Genomic DNA, 18,693 nt, shown 5'->3' with positions numbered 1-18,693 from the left:
TTGCTGAAGCACTCGAGGCATTTCGCACTGCTGTATCTTTTCGTTTTGTCCACTGGCTTACCCATAATACTGAGGTATTTTCTGCTTATAAAGCTAGTTTAGGCTTTGTTTGGGCTTGAGTTTTGTTTAAGTACCGTTAATAAACCTGATATAACTTTACTAATGAAATTTACCCAATATTTCCTTAGCACTCGACAAAGAGCAGATCGAGCTATTATCAAATTAGATTGGATTGAATATGTGATCCAAAATCCCATCAGAGAAATAATTCAAGCAGATGGTAGAATTAAGCTATGGGCAAAGATTTCAGAAATGGAAGATAAATATTTGCGCGTAGTATTACTAGCCGATAGAGAAACAGTACACAACGCATTTTTTGATCGTTCTTTTAAACCATGAGAATTAAGTACTTCGCCGATACAGATACCCTCTATATTCAATTCAACGATAGCGAAATTATCGAAACAAAAGACCTCAACGATAATACATTAATTGATCTTGATAAAAATGGTAATGTTTGTTCCATAACGCTCGAACACGCCCAACAACGAACCGATATTAATAACTTGTCTTTTCAACAAATAGTTGCTTAATTAAGGGCTATTAGACGCAACCTGTTAAAGTGCGATCAGAGGTAGCCTGCCACTTCGTGGTCGCACTTTAACGCCCCTTACCCCCACCAAAACACTCCAAACCACAAGTCCCCCTTTTTAAGGGGGATTTAGGGGGATCAAACGCCCTAGCCACAAACAAAATCGGGAAATAAAATAAAAGCGTAAAGAGATCCCCCCTAGCCCCCCTTCGGAAGGGGGGAACAAGAGAAATACAGAAAGAGAAACTAGCCCATAGCATCCAATCGTTGGGTAATCCACATCTTAATAACCGCCTGAATGTCAACCCCCATCCTTTGAGCTTCCCTTTCCATAGCTTCAATCATCCACTGTGGAAAACTAATCTCCATCGCATCCATTTCCAAACCCGGACGCTTCAAAGAATCAAGATCAAAATATTCCAACACATCTTCCCCATTATCAAATAATAAGTCCAACTCCTCAGCCTTCATATAAACTAACCTCCTTTGTTTTTGAACGTCTTACCGAAATTATTCTCACCCTATCACCCCGATAAGTTATTATGGCAGTCCAATGTTTCCCTTTTATTGTTCCTATAACCATTGTACGAAGTTCATCCTCCGATTTAGCTTCAATCTCAACTCTCCTCACATCTGACCAAAGCAATTGAGCTTCATGGAAATCAATACCGTGTTTTTTCTTATTACTCTCACTCTTGCTTATATCAAACTCAAATTTTCTCATCCATTACATTTTTTCTTCTGACCATACCATACCCTAATCTTATTAATATCTAAGGGAGATCGCACAACACCTTTTCATGATCGCCCCTTACCCCCACCAAGCCACCTCAAACAACAAGTCCCTGACCTCCGTGGGGGATTTATGGGGAGTAAATCCAACAGATGGATAACGATCAGATTTAGTTAAAATGATGACTAACGACCCATTAATTTCTTAACAATAATGAATACTATCTGTAACACAAAAGAAAGGCTAACCTTAGAGCAAATTTATCAACAATTTCCCGATCAATGGGTGTTAATCGTTGAACCCCAATTAGATGAACAGTTAACCGTTATTTCTGGCATAGTAGTTGCCATCGCAAACGATCGCCATAAATTGTATGATCAGCTTCATCTAAGTAAAGGAAAACCATCCGCCATAGAATATACTGGTTCCACGGAAGGAGAAGCCATCGCCTTATTCTTGTAGAACGATTATGAGCAAAAAATCTTATCGAATCTTACCCTATGGTGTTAACTTATTCAAAATACCAGCAGTAATTGGCGGCAATCGAAAAGGAGATTTTCAGAAAGTAAATTTATTGATTGATACAGGGGCAAGTTTTACCATCATATCCCCAATGATTATCATCGATTTGGATTATAATCCTACTAACTACCGTCAAACACAACGAATAACCACAGGAAAAGGAACCACTGCACCAATTCCCATGATCGATCTTAATTGGTTTAATTGTGGCGGAAAAATAGTAAATAATTTTCCCATTCTTGCCTATGATATTCCCTCAACCCTCAAAGTTGATGGAGTTTTAGGTATGGATTTTTTAGTTAAATACGGCGCTATTATTTCTCTACAAGAACAAAAGATGTATTTTGTCTAAGGGCGATCGCACAGTGACAGGCTACGCCCGATCGCACTTTAACTCAGCGCATCTTACCCCCACCAAGCCACTCCAAACCACAAGTCCCCCTTTCTCCTTGGTAAGGGGGGATGCCGAAGGCAGAGGGATAGGCGATTTAGGAGGATCTAACTACTTCTTAAGTTCCGCTCATTGACCATTAACATAATTATGTAATATATTTGATATGAGACTTTGATAAGAAATACCCTCCTTAAGTGCGATCGCCCTTATAGCCCCTAAATCAACAGAAGATAAATTTAAAGTAACCTGCTGATTTTCACCCATTGTAGCCCTAGCATAACCTTGGAGAGTTTTAACACGCTCCTCATCATTTACCGATTGCCATTCCCCTTTTTCAAAAGACTCTAATAAATCTTTTTCCTCCTCATCAAACCTGTTCATAAGTTTTTACCTCTCAAATATTGTTTTGTCGCCTTACGAGATGGAATAATTGTCTTTAATTTATATCGCCCCTTAACTCCCACCCTATCCTAATAGTAATCACAGTTCAATTTATTGAACGATAACCCCCTAGCCTTGGAATTCATTACAAGGCGGATGACAATATATCTTGACAATCTGATTATGACCTGATCGCACCCCCAGCACACCACCTCAAACAACAAAGTCCCCCTTATTAAGGGGGATTTAGGGGGATCAAACCCAACGTTACGCCAACAATCAAATCAGCTATAAAATAAAAGCGTAAAGAGATCCCCCCTAGCCCCCCTTGATAAGGGGGGAACAAGAAAAAACAAAAAAAATTCCCCCACCATGATCGATCCATGATCAAAACTGGGTAACTTATAACTAACAGAAAAAGAAAAACTTTTAAAATAACTCTCACAGGAGAAACAGCAATGAAACCAGAAGTAACCTTAAAATATTTAAACTACGTCGCCAACAAAAAGAAAAACAGTGAAGAAGGCTTCACCCTCATCGAACTCTTAGTAGTAGTAATCATCATCGGTGTACTAGCCGCCGTGGCTCTCCCCAACCTCCTCAACCAAGTAGGTAAAGCTAGAGAAACCGAAATCAAAAATGCTGTAGGTACCGTCAACCGCTCTCAACAGGCTTACCACTTTGAAAGACAAGTATTTGCTACTACTGAAGGTCAAATGGGTATTAGCATCCCTACCGAGTACATCAACGATATGCAAATTGCTTCTACCTCTGGAGCAGAAGCAATCGTAAGACCCAGTAACACAGAGGCTATTAATGATGGTACCCGAGCCTATTCTGGTCGCATCAACTTTGCAAATGGAGCCTATGATCAAATTATGTGTCAGAGTGAAGCCCCTGCAGTAAGTCTAGCCGCTTCAGACAATGCCAGTACTTGTAGTGCTGGAAATATAGTTCGCTAAGGCTTCTTGCCACCACACGTTCGTTTGTTAAGGTTTTTTGTTGTTAAAACCTTACTTAAAAATAAGATTGGGGGGGGAATAACTTCCCTCCCTCTTTCGTGTTTAATTCTCCCTCCTGTGGATAATGGATGAACAGAATGATGAACAAAAAATTGAGTTTATTGAATGTCACGAAATCGTATCTAAGGACATTGTCAGCAAAACGCCACGAGCAAGGCTTTACTCTCATAGAACTTTTGATGGTAATTCTCGTCCTTGGTATTTTATCCGTCAGTGCCCTTCCCAATTTTCTTAATCAAATAGGAAAAGCAAGGGAAGTAGAAGCGCAAAATGTATTGGGTGCCATCAATAGATCTCAACAGGCTTATCATTGGGAAAGAGGTTTTTTCGCCCAGGGAGTTGATGATGAAGATACCCTTAGATTACTTAATCTTCAATTTAGTCCAAAATACATAGATCAATACAATATTATTGGTAACAACACACAAGCCACAGCATCTTTAGTAAATAATAACTATCAGAATGACGGAACAAAAGCCTATTCTAGCGGTGTTTTCTTTAATGCAGGTAATTATGAAGCTGCCGTTTGTGTCTCTCTTGATATAGCTTCGGATATTCCTCCTCCTATAAGTGGAAACGATTGCCAAGGTAATAATATCTTAAAATAACAGAGGGTTAATAAATAGCAGAAATACAACTATTGACCTTCTCTTACTTTATATTTTCTGTAAGTTTGAGCCTTAGCAACAATGATTATGTTATCTAAAATAATATCGAACCCACAAAACTTGAAGAAAAATTTTGCCTTATCTATTTTGTTAGTTCTTGTCACATCATTCATAGTGACTTTACAACTATCTTTTTTAGATAAAGAAAATCAACCATTAACCTCTGAAGATTATGCCAGACAAGAAGATAAAATGCGGATTCAACTACAATCCTTATCAAGACTACCTTCTTTAGGGTTTGATAACCTCATCGCCAACGGTGTTTTCTTAAACTTTATCCAGTATTACGGAGACACAGAAGCAAGACAGATAACAGGCTATAGTGTAATACCTGATTTTTTTGAATTAGTAGTTTCAAGAGATCCCCGTTTTGTAAATGGTTATTTAATTATGGATCCTGCTAATACCTTATTTGCAGGTAAACCTCAACTGAGTGTGAAATTATTAGAAAATGGTTTAAATTATTTAAACCCACAAATACCCCAAAGTCATCAATTATGGATTTATAAAGCTATCAATGAACTATTATTTCTAGGACAAACAGAAGACGCCCTCGAATCATACAAAATGGCAGCTCAATGGGCAAGAGAGCAAAATACAGAAATTAGCATAGCACAAGCACAACGAGCAGAAGAAACCGCAGAATTCTTAGCGAATAATCCCAATAGTAAGTTAGCAAGAGGTAGTTCATGGTTAATGATTTTAAATAATACTCGAGATGAAGAAGTCAGAAATATCGCCCTAACTGAACTACAAAATCTAGGGGCCCAAATTATTGTTGATAATAACAGAGTCTCAATTATAATGCCAGATGAGTAAACTCAATAAGTTCCATCGCAATCCTAAATAGTTTATAAAATTTTAAAATTCTAATTAATACAGAATTTGATCATAAAAATATGAATGATAATGTGCAGAAAAAAATAGAACAATTTTTAACACAAAATAAGTATTCTGAACTAGCTAATTTTCTGGAACAGGAAATAGAATTAAATCCTGATGACATCACACTATACTCCTACAGGGGATTAGCCTATTTTTTATTAGAAGATGAATTACAGGCACAAACTTCGTGGTTTTTTATCGTTAGTAATGAAGATCCTTTCTATCAACAACAACTACAAGAAATTTTAAACCATGAAGCACAAAAACAATTAGACCATAAAAATTATCAATTAAGTTATGAGCTAAGAAACATTATTCAAGGTTTAATCCCCAATTCTGTAGATAATTTATTACTAATAATTGAGTTAGCAATTAAGCTCAATATATTTGATAATAACTATCTTTTTGATTCAAATTTGAATAACATAATTAAACAATCCCAGACAAAAGATATTAATTTTGATATTCTAAAAAAAGTTTTTGGTCAAATACTAGAATTTCCTTTATTGTTGAATCCAGAACTGGCAAAACAGATATTAGAAAATCAACAAGGAAACAAAGAACTAATTAATCTAATTTTAGAAAAAGCTCGTTATATGGGACATGGGGAAGGATTCCCTAATTATAGTGCGGACTTGGCTCTTGTTTGTCTGGAATATCTTTCAAATAATTTAGCGATTTTAAATGAAATTATCAGTTATAACGATACTGCTCACTATTTTGACAAATCAGAAGCCTTCAGTAAAAAATATTTAGAAAATTCCCATAAGCCAGAAGAAAAAGCCTACGGTTACTATAAATTAATATACTGCATGATGAGGACGGGTACATGGCAAGAAAAAGATGAACTTATCAATAACTATATATGTGCCTTATCCAATTTATCTCAACAAAACCCAGATATTGAAGATTTATACATCATTGAAAGATTGGTATTTATGACCCAATATCTATTATATTTTAGAGACTCACCCCAGGAAAACAGACAGATTATTAATAGTTTATCTTGCTCAATGCAGAAACTTTTAAATAATAAATATTCTTACATACAGTTACAAGATAATTTCCCTATAAAAAATAAAAAAATGAAAATAGGGTATTTAGGATATACATTTAGATCCCATTGTGTAGGACTTTTATCTCGTTGGCTAATCAAATATCTTGATAGAAATAAATTTGATATTTATATTTATTTAATAGGTGAAATTGCTGATAATATAACAGAAAAATGGTTCAAACAAGATATAAAAAAATTTGCTACTTTACCAAAAGAAGATATAAAAATAGCTCAAATAATTAAAGAAGATTCCATTGATATACTTATTGATGTTGATTGCTTTACCAATGAAATCACTCAAAGAGTAATGGCACTAAAACCAGCTCCTATACAAGTAAGTTGGCTAGGATTAGACTCCACGGGCATACCAGCCATCGATTATTTTGTGGTTGATAATCAGGTATTACCAAAAGATGCTCAAAAATACTATCAGGAAAAATTATGGCGTTTACCTCATACTTATTTAGCTGTAGATGGGTTTGAGATAGATTCTGCTTCCAGTATAAAAAGAAAAACTTTACAAATTCCAGAAGATGCTCTTGTTTATTTGAGTTTACAAACTGGATTAAAAAGACATCCTGATAGCATCCGCCTACAAATGAAGGTGTTAAAGCAAGTACCAGAGAGTTATTTCTTAATTTCTGGGGGAAGTGATGAAACCACCAAGCACAATGTCATTAATTTATTTAAAAATATTGCAGAAGAAGAGGGTATCAAGCCAGAAAGAATCAAAGTATTACCTTTTTTGCCAGTAGCTGCTTACAGAGCAACTTTAATGCTAGGGGATGTGGTGTTAGACACTTATCCTTTTAATGGGGCAACGACTACTCTTGACGCTTTATGGTTAAATATTCCTTTGGTTACTAGGGTGGGACAACAATTCCATGCTCGTCAAGGTTACACTTTCCTCACTAATTTAGGCATTGAAGAAGGTATCGCCCACAGTGATGTAGAATATATTGAATGGGGGGTAAGATTTGGCACGGATGAGGAATTAAGAAAGAAAGTACATTGGAAATTAAGGGAGTCCAAAAAAACATCGCCCCTTTGGAATGCAAGGGAATTTACTAAAGAAATGGAAAAGGCTTATGAGCAAATGTGGGAAATTTATATTGACAGCGATAAGTAAGAGTATTTATTAATCCCTTGCCTCTTACAATTAACAATTTTTAGCTTGAACTTTGTATTACTATGACAAACGCTATATTATTATAAAGTAATAAGTAATTTCTTAATATATTTTTTTAATTGCCCCTTAACAATAGCCATGGATACACAAAATTTTTTACAAATAATTCCCGATATACTTAATATTGAAAATACTGAATCTATCGACGAAAAAAAAAATAACTGTTCATCAAAATTACAGAATCTTGATAGCACCATTAATCCCTATGTTTTACGAATATTAAATACCGCCGTTAGTTGCTTAGAGGAAGATGAAATATATTGTGAAATACTGGAACAGTCTGGTGCTACATTAACTTCTACTTTAGAGCATAATCCTCAACTAATGGCTTACGGAATTATTAATGATGAAACGGTTAACCTAGATGATATTAACAATACTTTAGAATCATTAAATTACGTTGACCGTACTTGTATTTATGACGGAGACATAACAAACTTTTGCGAAGATTTACAGTCCTTAGATAGTGAAGACAAAATAGGGTTATTTTACCTCAATGGCAATAAATCTTATCGAGAAATATTGTTAGCTTTAATGAATATCAGACCATTGTTAGCAGAAGAAGCCTTGATCATGATTTCCCACACCGAAAATCAACAGGCAAAAGATGCTATTTCTGATTTTCAAAAGTTTAATAGTGCCAATAATCTTCACGAATTATTAGTAGTTAACCCCGAAACAAAATCTTATAGTTTACTAGAGCAAGAATTAGTAATTCTATTATGGAAAAACAATGTAATTAATAAACAAATAAAAAGAATTAACAATCATGGATTAACCACACTTAATCAAGCCACAGAAGATAATAAAAAAATACTTCTCCATGTGGGCTGTGGTGGATATAATCCCAATGCCTTACCTCAAGATTTTCGAGGGAATGATTGGGTAGAAATTCGTTTAGACATTGATCCTCGTGTCCAACCTGATATTATTGGTACAATCACCGATTTAAGTGGCGTACCTAATAATAGTGTCGATGCGGTTTATTCTTCCCATAATTTGGAACATATTTATAACTTTGAAGTACCCATCGCCCTTGCTGAATTTAAACGAGTTTTAAGGGATGGAGGTTTTGTCATGTTTGTAGTACCTGATATGCAAACCGCCGCCGAGTGGGTAATGCGAGGAGAAATGGAAGATTCTCCCTTATATCAATCTCCAGCAGGTCCTGTTCCAGCATTGTGGATGTTTTATGGTATGGGTACTACTTATCCCGGAATACCCTACATGGCACACAAAACGGGTTTTACCACCCAAAATTTAGGTAAACATTTAGGAGAGGCAGGTTTTAATGATTTAAAGTTGATCAGAAGAAGTTTTGATATTATTGCCTATGGCTATAAGTAGCGATGGTCTTTTGACATAATGAATCTACAAAATATGAAAATACTAATAAAACTAATTATTTGATAAATCATGAAATGGGAAGAAGTTTGCGAACATAAACAGTTACAAAATTTACCATTCAAAATAGAGTTAAATAAATGGGGACAAATTGTCATGAGTCCTATTAAGATTAAACATTCTTTTTATCAGGGTAGAATATTGCTTTTGTTGGAGTCTTTATTAAAAATTGGTGAAGTTATGCCAGAATGTGCCATAAATACATCGGATGGAGTGAAAGTAGCTGATGTGGTATGGTGTTCGGAGCAAAGGTTTCAAAAAATTGAGAATGAGGTATCAGCTTCCATCGCCCCTGAAATTTGTGTAGAGGTGAAATCAATGGGAAATACAGAAGAAGAGATAGAATTCAAAAAGCAATTATATTTTTCTGCAAATGCTATGGAAGTTTGGTTATGTGATGAAGATGGTAATATTACTTTTTACGACGAACCAGGTCAGTTAAAAAAATCTTTGCTAGTCCCTGATTTTCCTGATCAAATTCAACGATAAATTAAGCCAATACATTTATATTGTTGTTGTAGAGATTCTGTGATTTCTTTATTCATATAATTTAACTTTGTTTTTAAATTATTTTGTTTACAATACGATAATATCAAAAAATAGGTTAAGTTTTTATATTTTTTAATAACTTAGGTAAAGTTTTATGGAAAGATGGGATTCAACAATTAAAAATTATTTACTTGAAAAAAACTTTGATGAAGTAGTTACTTTTTATGAAAAATTAATTAACAAAAATCCAGAAGAAATTCAACATTATTGGTACTTAGGACTAGCTTATTTATTAGCACAAAGAGAAGCAGAGTGTCAATCAACTTGGTTTACTGTTTTTTTTAGTATTGACGAAGAAAATCAAGTATTTTATCAGCAACAGTTACTAGACCTATTAGAAATAGAAGCAATATATCAGGAAAACAATAATGAGTTTTATTTAAGCTATTTAATTAGGGAGCAAGTTAATAATATTGATCCTAAGAATATTAGCAATTTTCTAGATTTAATTAATTTAAAATATAATTTAGGAATATTAAAATTATCAGATATTCAAGAAATAACATCTAAAAATTTAACGGATAACGAGCATATTATTGATAGACAAAAATTATTAAAGTGTGCCAACAATATTCTATCTATTCCCTGTGATGAATCTCTGAATTTTGCAAAAATTGTTAATAGTTACTTTCAGGAAAATGAGGAAATTACTGAATTGTTGTTATCCAAGGCAGAAATGACAGGACAAGAAAAAAATTATTATTTTTATGCTTCTGAATTGGTTCAAATTTGTCTTAATAATCAGCCCAATAATTTAGAAATTATCAAACAAGGAATTTATTATTATTCCAATAATCATCAGTATGAACAATGTAAAATTTTAGCTCAACACTTTTATGAGTGTAGTCATACTTTAGCTGAAAAATCTTTAGCCCTGCGTCAATTAATCTCCAATACTATTACGATGGGTGATTGGGCAGAAGCCTTTAAGTTAATTCCTGAATATCGTACCATCTTGGCAGAGTTGGTAGAAGAACAACCGAATATTGAACCTAAGTATATTTGTAATAGTCTAAGTATGTTTGCTCAACCATTGCTCTATTTTGATGATCAAGCCAGAGAGAAAAGGTTAATTATCAATGGTATTGGGGCATTATCTCAGAAGTTAACCCAGAATAATTATAGTTGTCCTGTTCATTTTCCGTCTCCCACTCAAACTAATTTGTCTCGAAAACTGAAAATAGGTTATATTGGGCATACGTTGCGATCGCACTCTGTAGGTTTATTAAGTCGTTGGTTAATCCGCCATCACGATAAGGAAAAATTTACAACTTATGCTTATTTTGTGTGCCACCAAGTAGAAGATGAGATTACCAAAAAATTTTTTAGAGAAGTTGTGGACTATGCCCATAATTCAAGCAATGTCCTTAATGATTTAATTACCCAAATCGAAAAAGACGAAATCGATATATTAGTGGATTTAGATAGTTTTACTCACAACATGACATCGATGGTAATGGCACTTAAACCAGCCCCCATTCAAGTAAGTTGGTTAGGGATGGATAGCAATGGTATTCCCGCCATAGATTATTTTATTGCGGATCGTTATGTTTTACCTGATAATGCCCAAGAATACTATCAAGCAACAATCTGGCGTTTGCCCCATAGTTACGTCTCCGTTGATGGTTTTGAAGTTGATACCATATCCCTAAGACGAGAAGATTTAGAAATACCTCAAGGTGCGATCGTTTATTTTAATACCCAAAACGCCCTCAAACGTCATCCCGATACCATTCATGCCCAAATGAAAATTATTAAAGCTGTACCAAATAGCTATTTGGTAATTAAAGGTAATGGAGATCAAGAAATATTAAAACAATTATTTATTACCATAGCAGAAGCCGAAGGAATCGATCGCACCCGTTTAAGATTTTTAGACAGGGCGCCCACTGAAGCAGTCCACCGAGCTAATCTACAAATAGCCGATGTCGTCTTAGACACTTACCCCTATAACGGTGCCACCACCACCCTTGAAACTTTGTGGATGGAGATTCCCCTAGTAACCAGAGTGGGGGAACAATTCGCCGCCCGTAACAGTTATACCTATATGATGAATGCAGGTATCACCGAAGGCATAGCATGGAGTGAGGAAGAATACATCGAGTGGGGTATCAAATTCGGCACCGATGAAAATTTGCGCAAGGAAGTAAGCTGGAAGTTGAGACAATCGAAGAAAACATCTCCCCTGTGGGATGCCAAACAGTTTACAAGGGAGATGGAAAAGGCATATCAACAGATGTGGGAAATTTATGTTAATGGGGAAGGGTAAAAGTCCCCCTTATTAAGGGGGATTTAGGGGGATCAAAACCCAGCGTTAGGAGATCCCCCCTAGTGACAGTTTCGCTAGTTTTTCCCCTAATAATGATAACGGCATTGAATAATAATAATTTCATCATCTAATACCTGATAAATTAAACGATGTTCTTGATTAATGCGTCGTGACCATAATCCACTTAAATCAAATTTTAATGGTTCAGGTTTACCAATACCATCAAAGGGATTTCTTTGTATATCTTTAGTAATTTGATTAATTCTTTTTAGAGTTTTTTTATCCTGAGTCTGCCAATATAAATAATCATCCCAAGCATCTTCTAAAAAGGAAATTTTCACTAAACTTATTCCTCTTCAATTAACTCATGACTTTGATATTTTCCTTGTTTTAATTCTCCTAGTGCCTTGTAAAGTCTTTGTGCATTTTTTGGACTGCGTAATAAATATAATGTCTCTTCCATGGCACTATAATCCTCCAGAGAGATCATAACTACAGGTTTTTCTGATTGACGAGTAATAATAATTGGCACATGATCCTCACAAACCTGATTCATCACACGACCAAAGTTTTTTCGAGCTTGAGTATAAGTTATTGCATCCATGACATTTAGGAAATATCTTTATCACCATACTACCATTTATGTACTTATTTAGTTACTGGTTTAAAAAAGGGGGAACTTAATTTGATATTCTCACAAATCTGTACTACTTGTTAATATTATTATTTGTTACTATCTAGCCATTGAACTACTTCGTCAAAACTATTGACATCAAATAAGGTTTCTGCTAGGGTTTCTAGTTGTTCTACGGAGAGGGTTTTTAGGTCGTTTTTGAGGGTATCAGGGGATTCTGGAAAACGTTTTTTTGTTAATCTAAAGACAAGGGCGATCGCCTCTTCTTTCTCTCCTTCTTCTACTCCTTGCTGAATACCCTGTTGGAGACCCTGTTGGATACCTTCTTGGATACCCTGTTGGATACCCTGTTGGATACCTTCAGCCATTCCCTCTCGGATGATTCTTTGATAGGTAACGGATTCTTTTAAAAGGTCATCTTGTAAGTACATTTTTATTAGCTCCTCTGAATAATTAATACCAGCCAATAGCTCGACACAGGCCGTAATATTGCTCTTTTTTCTTTTATCTTCTATTCTACTAATCCTTTCTGCTACTTGAGATAATAATATCTCTGGTTGTTCATTTTTAGCTAACACAGCAAGGGGTAACAATTCAGGTTGAGACAGTAGAGGGGTTGCATCACATTCCCAAATCCTGACTACCTGATAGCGATGGATTGTATTATCAACCTCAAAAGTATTTTGATATGCTTGGATGGACTTGGTTTTTTGTAAGAAAATGATTACCTGCTCTATTTTTGTGTTTGTTTGATATAGTTTATAGGTTCGGTAAAGCCTTACCCAGTAATCTAGCATTCTTAGGGGTAATGGTGGCTCAGATTTTGGTCTGGTTTGAAATTCGAGATGAATAATTTTTTCTCCTACTTGTAAAAAGAAAACCCCATCCGCCCTAATCGGTTCAATATTTAATTCTGTGTTTAACATTTCTACGGGATCGGTTATTTCTTGGTTGAATAACCAAGTTAAAATGGGGGCAGTATATTCATCGATAATAAATTTTAATACGCTGTCATAACTCATTTCTTTGTATCAGTTTTTTATATTTTAACTGTAATAAGGGCGATCGCAAAGTGGCACGGTGCGATCGCACTAATCACCCCCAAACATTTTAAATAGTAAATTCCTCCTTAATTAAACCTTTCAAAGAATGCCATTGATTGGGGCTAAAATTAACGAAATTAATATTAATTTCGTCCGATAACTCAATTCCTTCCTCTAACATTAAATTCATCACTACTTCCGAAACAAATAAACCCACTTCTTCCTCATTAGAGTTATTAAGATCTATTAACAAAGTTGCTTTTTCTTCGGTGGATATGTTGATAAAAAATTGATTTAAAGCTGTAAATAATTCCTGCTCATCTTTGCTCCAATCTGGGAAAATTGCGTAATTATTTTTATTACCCATTACACTAATTAAATCCTCAAATAATTCACTATTAACTATTTCTTTATTTTCACAATCAAGAATAATCCTTGCGGTTATTTGGGGTAATAATTTCGCCCATTGTTCCTCATCAAAGTCGCTAATAAATGAGAAGTTAAAAAGGTTTTCGAGATCTAATTCTTCTTCCATCATCAGATTCATGGCAACAGCCGAGAGCATTAAATTAGCATCTTCTTCGGTTATGCCTGTGGTGTCTATGACAAGGGTTACGCCCTCACCCCCTGCCCCTCTCCCAAAGGGCGAGGGGAGATTTGATCCCCCCCTGCTCCCCTTATTAAGGGGGAAGTTAGAGTCTGGGAGTTTATCGTTAATAGAGGAGTTATGGGCGAGGGTAGAAATGAGGTTATATAATTCTTCGGTTAATACTTCTTCGTCGCTTTGCCAGTCGGGGAAGACTAGATAGTTCATTTGGGTTAAATTAAATTCTCGGAGAGTATTTTCATATTGATATTTTTCAGATAAATTAACAAATACTTTCTCTATTTTTTTAGAATATTTTTTATCATCTAAAAAGCTAGGATTACTCTGCATTTTTTGCTCAATTTTTTCCTTATACTCTTCTCTCAGTTGATAATTTTGAGCTAATAAAACGGCTTTTTTTATATATTCCTCTGGAGAATAAGTAATTAAATCTTCTAAGTCAAAATATCTCAAAATAGATGCGGCTTTTTGCGATCGAGATGTATCACCACTAAATACTATAGTAGGTAAAGAAACGGATAAAGGATCGATCACTGAAGTCATGCCAGAGTAGGGAAAAGAATCTAAATAAATATCACAAATTTTTAGTCTTTCCTTAATTTCTAAACTATTTTTAACAGGCTCAAGAATAATTAATCTATCTTCGGCAATATTATATTTTTGTAAAGTCTTAAATATTCTTTCTTGGAAAAGAGAAATAGGATAATTATTTGACCAATTAGGGTTAAAAGGATATAAAACTAAAACAGAATTAGTAACTTTTGTTAATATTTTTATCCAAGTTTCTTCTACTTCGGGGATTATTTTAAAATAATTTGCCCCGGAAACAAACACAATTTGACTTGGTTTCAAACCTAAATCTTCTCTGTTAATAATTTGATTTGTTTTTAAGTTGGCTTCTGTACCAAAATCAAAGCATTGAGGAGGAATATCAAGGGTAATTAATTCCTCAGTATAATGCTCTTCAGCCGTTGGCAAATGTTCGGATAGTTTACTGGTAATGTAATAATCAATGGAGGGCATTCCACTAGAAACAGGGGAATTGGGATCAATAATCTGTATCCTCGCTAATCGGTGAAGTGCTAAGTATGTGATTGAGTGACTTCTTGCAGTAATATTTGTTCCGATAAATAAAATATCCAAATCATGGGAACGAATTATATTTACTTGTTCAGATAAAGTTGAGGGTAATTGAATAACTCTATCTCCATGAGCAAAACAGTATTTTTCTAAGCGATGATTACTTATTTTAATAGTTAAAAGAGTTATATCAAATTTGTCTCTATCCAAATGATTATAAACTGGCAGAGTGCTAAAAGTTTCTGTTTGAATACCATAGTGAGCGGATAATATACCTATTTTGATTTTTTCCTGTTTAACCTCTCTTGGTACAAATTCATATTCAAGTTGAAAACCCTTGATTCTTAAAGTAAATTCTAAAATTTTTGCTCTATTGATATAGATTTTTTTAAGGTTTTGATCATTAAAATAACAGGGAATAAAATTTGAATTTTCTGTAAAGATTAATGCTATTTTTTGCCATACTTGAGATTGTATATTTTTTTCTATATTTTGTACAAGATTTTGTAAGAGATAGCTATAATAATCTAAATATTTTTCAGCATCACCATTATTCAGGAAAATCTGACAGTTTTGTAAAAGATATTTACAGTAACTATCAAGGGCAGACTCAGGAATATTCTCCCATTGGGAAATCATAGAGAGGGGAAGATAATACAGTTGATTATTTCCCATTTGTGCAAATAAATTTTCCCACTGTTGAGGAGTTAAATTACCAATAAAGGAAATTTCTGTTGTCTCTGGTAATTCTATTCCCTCCTCTAACATTAAACTCATCGTTACCGCAGATACTAACAACTGAGCATCTTCTTCATTTTCAGCATTGGTTATGTCAATAATTAGGGTGATTTCTCCTGCTTGAGGGTGAGATGTTATACTTTTTAATACTTCTGTTAGGGTTAAAGATAAATTTTCTTCATCTTGTCGCCAGTCTGGGAATATGATTAGATTAAGACTTTGGAAATTAATTAGATAATCTATTTCACTTTCTTGTTGATTTCTGATAGTTTCTTTCAAGTCATTGATTTTTTTCTCATTCAAATCAATTCGTAATGGCGAGGAAATAAAATTGGTATAAAATCCTTGTTTAATTAATTCTTTTTCTCTTTCTACAATGGCAAACATCTCATTAATATATTCTCGTCGATACTGTTGAGATCTTTGTTTTTCACTATAAGACCGAAAACCACCGATGAGACCATTAACAACAAATAATGGAGCGTGACGAAAAAAACGTATCCATAACTCAAAATCTCCAGCGAGAGAAAATTCAATATCAAGACTTCCTCCAGCTTTTTCCCATAGACTTCTTTTCCAAAAACAACTCTCTTGCTCAACAAAAAAAGATTTTTGAATGCACTCCTGAATATTATTTAAGATGAATTCCCTTGACCAATTAGGGATATATTCAATAACTCTATTCAAATTACCTTGACTATCCCAAACTGTGGGAATACCCATAATCCATTCAGCTTGTTTATTTTCTTCAAAAGCACTGATAACCTTATATAAAGAATCGGGATGGTATTTATCATCAGAGTTAATCCATGCCATTATTTCACCCGTTGAATATTGCTTAAACCCTTTATTAACGGCATGATAATGACCACCATCTGCTTTGCTTTCCCAATGGGTTAAATATTTCTCATACTTTTTGATAACCTCTATAGATTTATCCGTGCTACCACCGTCAAGAATTATATATTCTAGGTTAGAGTAGCCTTGCTCTAGCACAGAGAGAATACAATCTTCTAAATATTCTCCTTGATTAAAAGATGGCGTAATAATCGATATTTTGGGTAAAGACTTTTGTACTTGAATACTAGGTGATTTCTGACTATTAGAAATACTAGCCAATAAATTTTTAGCTTCCTCAAAATTAGGTACAATTTTTAAAACATCATAGATTGCTTTTTTTGCTAATTCTAAATCCTTGGCTTTCTCTGCTACCCTTGCTAAATACCACGTTACTCGCCAATGAGTATATCCTAAATTAATGGTACTAATATAATTTTGTATAGCTTCATTATATCTTTGAGAATTTTCTAAGGCTAAAGCAGTCCATAATCTTAAATAATTATCTTGAAGATAATATTGACAGTAGGAAATAATCCCCGAACCTCCAGATATTCCACTGATGATTGCAGAGGATAAAGCGATTTTTTCTTCCGCTTCAAATAATTCGTTAATATCCTGAGAGGTCATACTAACGATAAATTCGGGTTTAGTACCGCCTAAGCCTTCAATAAATAATTCCGCTGGTGTGGGTTGGCGATATTCTCCTGTTAAATCTTCTAAGGTGACGGGTAAATCTAATAAACTTGTACCTACAGGAATCCCCCAAATGCGATCGAGCTTGGGTTGTTGCATTAATTTTTCGTAAATAGGATTAATAGCTTTACCAGCATTTTCTGCACCGAATATTTCTAACGCATATTTTCGGGCATTATTACCTAATCTTTCTCTTTCTTCGGGATGATGATATAAATACTCTATGGCTTCTTTATACTCTTTTTCACTATTTACAATTAAGCCTGTTTCGTTATGTTGAATTAAATTTTTTACTCCACCATAGGGAAAAACAACGGGGGGAATGCCACAATACATGACTTCTTGTAAATTCAACTCGGCGGCGGCGTAGGTTTCTTCACATAAGGGATAGCCGTAAACGTCTAATATTTCTAAAACTGATTTAATATCTTCTACATATCCCCGAAAATCGAATTTATCAGAGGTTCCTAATTGTTGTGCTTGTTGGGCTAAATAATTACTTATACCTCCCCCACAAACGATAAACTGAACATCGGGAATATCAACATTGGCACTCATTGCCACATAGTTGGGGTGCATCTTCACAAAATCCACTGTACCGATATAACCCACATTAAAGCTACTATGGGGACATTTTTGATAATTTTTGATTGGCTCAAAATCACTTCCTGCAATTACCATTCCCGTTTTACTGGTTTTGGTTTCTGAATTTAAGTCTTGAAAAGCCTTTCTATTATAAGTGTATGGGCTACAAGCTAAGGCAAAATCTGAGTGGTCAATTAATTGTTTGGTGATAACATGGGGAGGTTGATCTCCTGCAACGTGAAACCATGTTAATAGTCGCATGGCTGGTAAGTCTGATCTCAATAAATCGTAGAGATGAGGGTTATTCCACCAGTGAACATGAACTATATCGGCTTTTTCTATAGTGTTTAAAATAGTTTGACCATTAGGGGCATCAATAACCGACATTCCCACGGCTTCAGCTTGTTGTTTTGCGAAGGTTTCGGAGGGCAGAAGGGAGATAACTTGATGGTGAAAATTGCCGTATTGAGCGGAATATTTGGCTGTGGCAATCATTGATCGCGCCGCACCACCTTTGGATAATTGTTGAATAATGTGAAGAATTTTAGTCATTTTTTTAAATTTGAGAATTAATTTTTGATACCTTAAATTTCTGGGATATTTTCGTTTTCATAGTTTTCAATTAAAACTCCTATAATTTCCATTAAATTAGCCAAAGGATGAGATTCGTTTTCTCCTACTTCATCAATAAGAGAGTCTAGCAATTTTACTAAATATTCATAATCTGATTCATTATGAGGTACAAATAAAGTATTATTTAAAAGTTGCCAATTTTTAGTTGTTTCTTGAATATCTAAAGTTAACATAG

General features: G+C 34.4%; 20 protein-coding genes. 12 read left to right on the top strand and 8 right to left on the bottom strand.

The window, feature by feature from the left end:
- Positions 1 to 162 precede the first annotated feature (162 nt).
- A complete protein-coding gene (locus ACXITR_RS06640) occupies positions 163 to 399 on the top strand; it encodes a hypothetical protein (protein ID WP_457996446.1) in 237 nt (78 codons plus the stop codon).
- On the top strand, positions 396 to 593 hold the full coding sequence (locus ACXITR_RS06635; protein ID WP_457996445.1) for a DUF2283 domain-containing protein: 198 nt from the start codon (positions 396 to 398) through the stop codon (positions 591 to 593). The genes ACXITR_RS06640 and ACXITR_RS06635 overlap by 4 nt, the downstream gene beginning before the upstream one ends.
- 245 nt (positions 594 to 838) lie before the next feature.
- Here ACXITR_RS06635 and brnA read toward each other — a convergent pair whose 3' ends face one another.
- Positions 839 to 1,063 (bottom strand): type II toxin-antitoxin system BrnA family antitoxin, encoded by a 225-nt coding sequence (gene brnA / locus ACXITR_RS06630; RefSeq protein ID WP_457996444.1) that lies wholly within the window; start codon positions 1,061 to 1,063, stop codon positions 839 to 841.
- Positions 1,053 to 1,316, bottom strand: coding sequence for a BrnT family toxin (locus ACXITR_RS06625; protein ID WP_457996443.1), 264 nt, complete (start codon positions 1,314 to 1,316; stop codon positions 1,053 to 1,055). Before ACXITR_RS06625 ends, brnA begins: the two co-directional genes overlap by 11 nt.
- 222 nt (positions 1,317 to 1,538) lie before the next feature.
- Here ACXITR_RS06625 and ACXITR_RS06620 point away from each other — a divergent pair, with 222 nt between their 5' ends.
- The 3 genes from ACXITR_RS06620 to ACXITR_RS06610 are packed head-to-tail and all read left to right on the top strand — an operon-like array spanning position 1,539 to position 2,374.
- Positions 1,539 to 1,787, top strand: a complete 249-nt coding sequence (locus tag ACXITR_RS06620; RefSeq protein ID WP_457996442.1) for a hypothetical protein — start codon at positions 1,539 to 1,541, stop codon at positions 1,785 to 1,787.
- Positions 1,788 to 1,794: 7 nt separating this feature from the next.
- The gene (locus ACXITR_RS06615; RefSeq protein ID WP_457996441.1) at positions 1,795 to 2,199 is read left to right on the top strand and encodes an aspartyl protease family protein; all 405 of its coding nucleotides are present in this window, start codon (positions 1,795 to 1,797) and stop codon (positions 2,197 to 2,199) included.
- A complete protein-coding gene (locus ACXITR_RS06610) occupies positions 2,192 to 2,374 on the top strand; it encodes a hypothetical protein (RefSeq protein ID WP_457996440.1) in 183 nt (60 codons plus the stop codon). Before ACXITR_RS06615 ends, ACXITR_RS06610 begins: the two co-directional genes overlap by 8 nt.
- Here the strand turns inward: ACXITR_RS06610 and ACXITR_RS06605 are convergent.
- On the bottom strand, positions 2,368 to 2,622 hold the full coding sequence (locus ACXITR_RS06605) for an antitoxin (protein WP_457996439.1): 255 nt from the start codon (positions 2,620 to 2,622) through the stop codon (positions 2,368 to 2,370). The two genes, ACXITR_RS06610 and ACXITR_RS06605, sit on opposite strands and share 7 nt — an antisense overlap.
- 458 nt (positions 2,623 to 3,080) lie before the next feature.
- Between ACXITR_RS06605 and ACXITR_RS06600 the strand changes: the two genes are divergently transcribed.
- The 7 genes from ACXITR_RS06600 to ACXITR_RS06570 all read left to right on the top strand — a co-directional run bounded on the left by ACXITR_RS06600 (position 3,081) and on the right by ACXITR_RS06570 (position 11,665).
- Positions 3,081 to 3,584, top strand: coding sequence for a type IV pilin protein (locus ACXITR_RS06600; protein WP_457996438.1), 504 nt, complete (start codon positions 3,081 to 3,083; stop codon positions 3,582 to 3,584).
- Positions 3,585 to 3,775: 191 nt separating this feature from the next.
- Entirely contained in the window at positions 3,776 to 4,252 is a 477-nt protein-coding gene (locus ACXITR_RS06595; RefSeq protein WP_457996437.1) for a type IV pilin protein, read from the top strand.
- Between the two features lie 174 nt (positions 4,253 to 4,426).
- On the top strand, positions 4,427 to 5,131 hold the full coding sequence (locus ACXITR_RS06590) for a hypothetical protein (protein ID WP_457996436.1): 705 nt from the start codon (positions 4,427 to 4,429) through the stop codon (positions 5,129 to 5,131).
- Positions 5,132 to 5,211: 80 nt separating this feature from the next.
- On the top strand, positions 5,212 to 7,383 hold the full coding sequence (locus tag ACXITR_RS06585; RefSeq protein WP_457996435.1) for an O-linked N-acetylglucosamine transferase, SPINDLY family protein: 2,172 nt from the start codon (positions 5,212 to 5,214) through the stop codon (positions 7,381 to 7,383).
- A gap of 138 nt (positions 7,384 to 7,521) precedes the next feature.
- Positions 7,522 to 8,790 (top strand): class I SAM-dependent methyltransferase, encoded by a 1,269-nt coding sequence (locus ACXITR_RS06580; protein WP_457996434.1) that lies wholly within the window; start codon positions 7,522 to 7,524, stop codon positions 8,788 to 8,790.
- Between the two features lie 69 nt (positions 8,791 to 8,859).
- On the top strand, positions 8,860 to 9,336 hold the full coding sequence (locus tag ACXITR_RS06575) for a Uma2 family endonuclease (RefSeq protein WP_457996433.1): 477 nt from the start codon (positions 8,860 to 8,862) through the stop codon (positions 9,334 to 9,336).
- A gap of 154 nt (positions 9,337 to 9,490) precedes the next feature.
- A complete protein-coding gene (locus ACXITR_RS06570; protein ID WP_457996432.1) occupies positions 9,491 to 11,665 on the top strand; it encodes an O-linked N-acetylglucosamine transferase, SPINDLY family protein in 2,175 nt (724 codons plus the stop codon).
- 86 nt (positions 11,666 to 11,751) lie between these two features.
- Here the strand turns inward: ACXITR_RS06570 and ACXITR_RS06565 are convergent, their stop codons facing one another.
- The 5 genes from ACXITR_RS06565 to ACXITR_RS06545 form a co-directional block, all read right to left on the bottom strand.
- Positions 11,752 to 12,006 (bottom strand): Txe/YoeB family addiction module toxin, encoded by a 255-nt coding sequence (locus ACXITR_RS06565; protein ID WP_457996431.1) that lies wholly within the window; start codon positions 12,004 to 12,006, stop codon positions 11,752 to 11,754.
- 5 nt (positions 12,007 to 12,011) lie between these two features.
- The gene (locus ACXITR_RS06560) at positions 12,012 to 12,269 is read right to left on the bottom strand and encodes a type II toxin-antitoxin system Phd/YefM family antitoxin (RefSeq protein WP_457996430.1); all 258 of its coding nucleotides are present in this window, start codon (positions 12,267 to 12,269) and stop codon (positions 12,012 to 12,014) included.
- A gap of 119 nt (positions 12,270 to 12,388) precedes the next feature.
- Positions 12,389 to 13,321 carry an Rpn family recombination-promoting nuclease/putative transposase gene (locus ACXITR_RS06555; protein WP_457996429.1) on the bottom strand — a complete coding sequence of 311 codons (933 nt, stop codon included), beginning with the start codon at positions 13,319 to 13,321 and terminating at the stop codon, positions 12,389 to 12,391.
- A gap of 88 nt (positions 13,322 to 13,409) precedes the next feature.
- Positions 13,410 to 18,437, bottom strand: a complete 5,028-nt coding sequence (locus ACXITR_RS06550) for a glycosyltransferase (RefSeq protein ID WP_457996428.1) — start codon at positions 18,435 to 18,437, stop codon at positions 13,410 to 13,412.
- 32 nt (positions 18,438 to 18,469) lie between these two features.
- Complete coding sequence (locus ACXITR_RS06545) at positions 18,470 to 18,691, bottom strand: hypothetical protein (RefSeq protein WP_457996427.1); 222 nt, start codon at positions 18,689 to 18,691, stop codon at positions 18,470 to 18,472.
- Positions 18,692 to 18,693 lie beyond the last annotated feature (2 nt).

This window comes from Cyanobacterium sp. (genome assembly GCF_054166785.1).
The sequence above is the reverse complement of the archived record's forward strand: the minus strand, read 5'-3'. Positions and strand labels throughout refer to the sequence as shown.

Bases quoted from the DNA above. Each gene is read 5' to 3' on its own strand.
- ACXITR_RS06580 (WP_457996434.1), top strand. From the start codon at position 7,522: ATGGATACACAAAATTTTTTACAAATAATTCCCGATATACTTAATATT.
- brnA (WP_457996444.1), bottom strand. From the start codon at position 1,063: ATGAAGGCTGAGGAGTTGGACTTATTATTTGATAATGGGGAAGATGTG.
- ACXITR_RS06615 (WP_457996441.1), top strand. From the start codon at position 1,795: ATGAGCAAAAAATCTTATCGAATCTTACCCTATGGTGTTAACTTATTC.
- ACXITR_RS06555 (WP_457996429.1), bottom strand. From the start codon at position 13,321: ATGAGTTATGACAGCGTATTAAAATTTATTATCGATGAATATACTGCC.
- ACXITR_RS06570 (WP_457996432.1), top strand. From the start codon at position 9,491: ATGGAAAGATGGGATTCAACAATTAAAAATTATTTACTTGAAAAAAAC.
- ACXITR_RS06625 (WP_457996443.1), bottom strand. From the start codon at position 1,316: ATGAGAAAATTTGAGTTTGATATAAGCAAGAGTGAGAGTAATAAGAAA.
- ACXITR_RS06635 (WP_457996445.1), top strand. From the start codon at position 396: ATGAGAATTAAGTACTTCGCCGATACAGATACCCTCTATATTCAATTC.
- ACXITR_RS06620 (WP_457996442.1), top strand. From the start codon at position 1,539: ATGAATACTATCTGTAACACAAAAGAAAGGCTAACCTTAGAGCAAATT.
- ACXITR_RS06600 (WP_457996438.1), top strand. From the start codon at position 3,081: ATGAAACCAGAAGTAACCTTAAAATATTTAAACTACGTCGCCAACAAA.
- ACXITR_RS06585 (WP_457996435.1), top strand. From the start codon at position 5,212: ATGAATGATAATGTGCAGAAAAAAATAGAACAATTTTTAACACAAAAT.
- ACXITR_RS06545 (WP_457996427.1), bottom strand. From the start codon at position 18,691: ATGTTAACTTTAGATATTCAAGAAACAACTAAAAATTGGCAACTTTTA.
- ACXITR_RS06605 (WP_457996439.1), bottom strand. From the start codon at position 2,622: ATGAACAGGTTTGATGAGGAGGAAAAAGATTTATTAGAGTCTTTTGAA.
- ACXITR_RS06560 (WP_457996430.1), bottom strand. From the start codon at position 12,269: ATGGATGCAATAACTTATACTCAAGCTCGAAAAAACTTTGGTCGTGTG.
- ACXITR_RS06640 (WP_457996446.1), top strand. From the start codon at position 163: ATGAAATTTACCCAATATTTCCTTAGCACTCGACAAAGAGCAGATCGA.
- ACXITR_RS06550 (WP_457996428.1), bottom strand. From the start codon at position 18,437: ATGACTAAAATTCTTCACATTATTCAACAATTATCCAAAGGTGGTGCG.
- ACXITR_RS06575 (WP_457996433.1), top strand. From the start codon at position 8,860: ATGAAATGGGAAGAAGTTTGCGAACATAAACAGTTACAAAATTTACCA.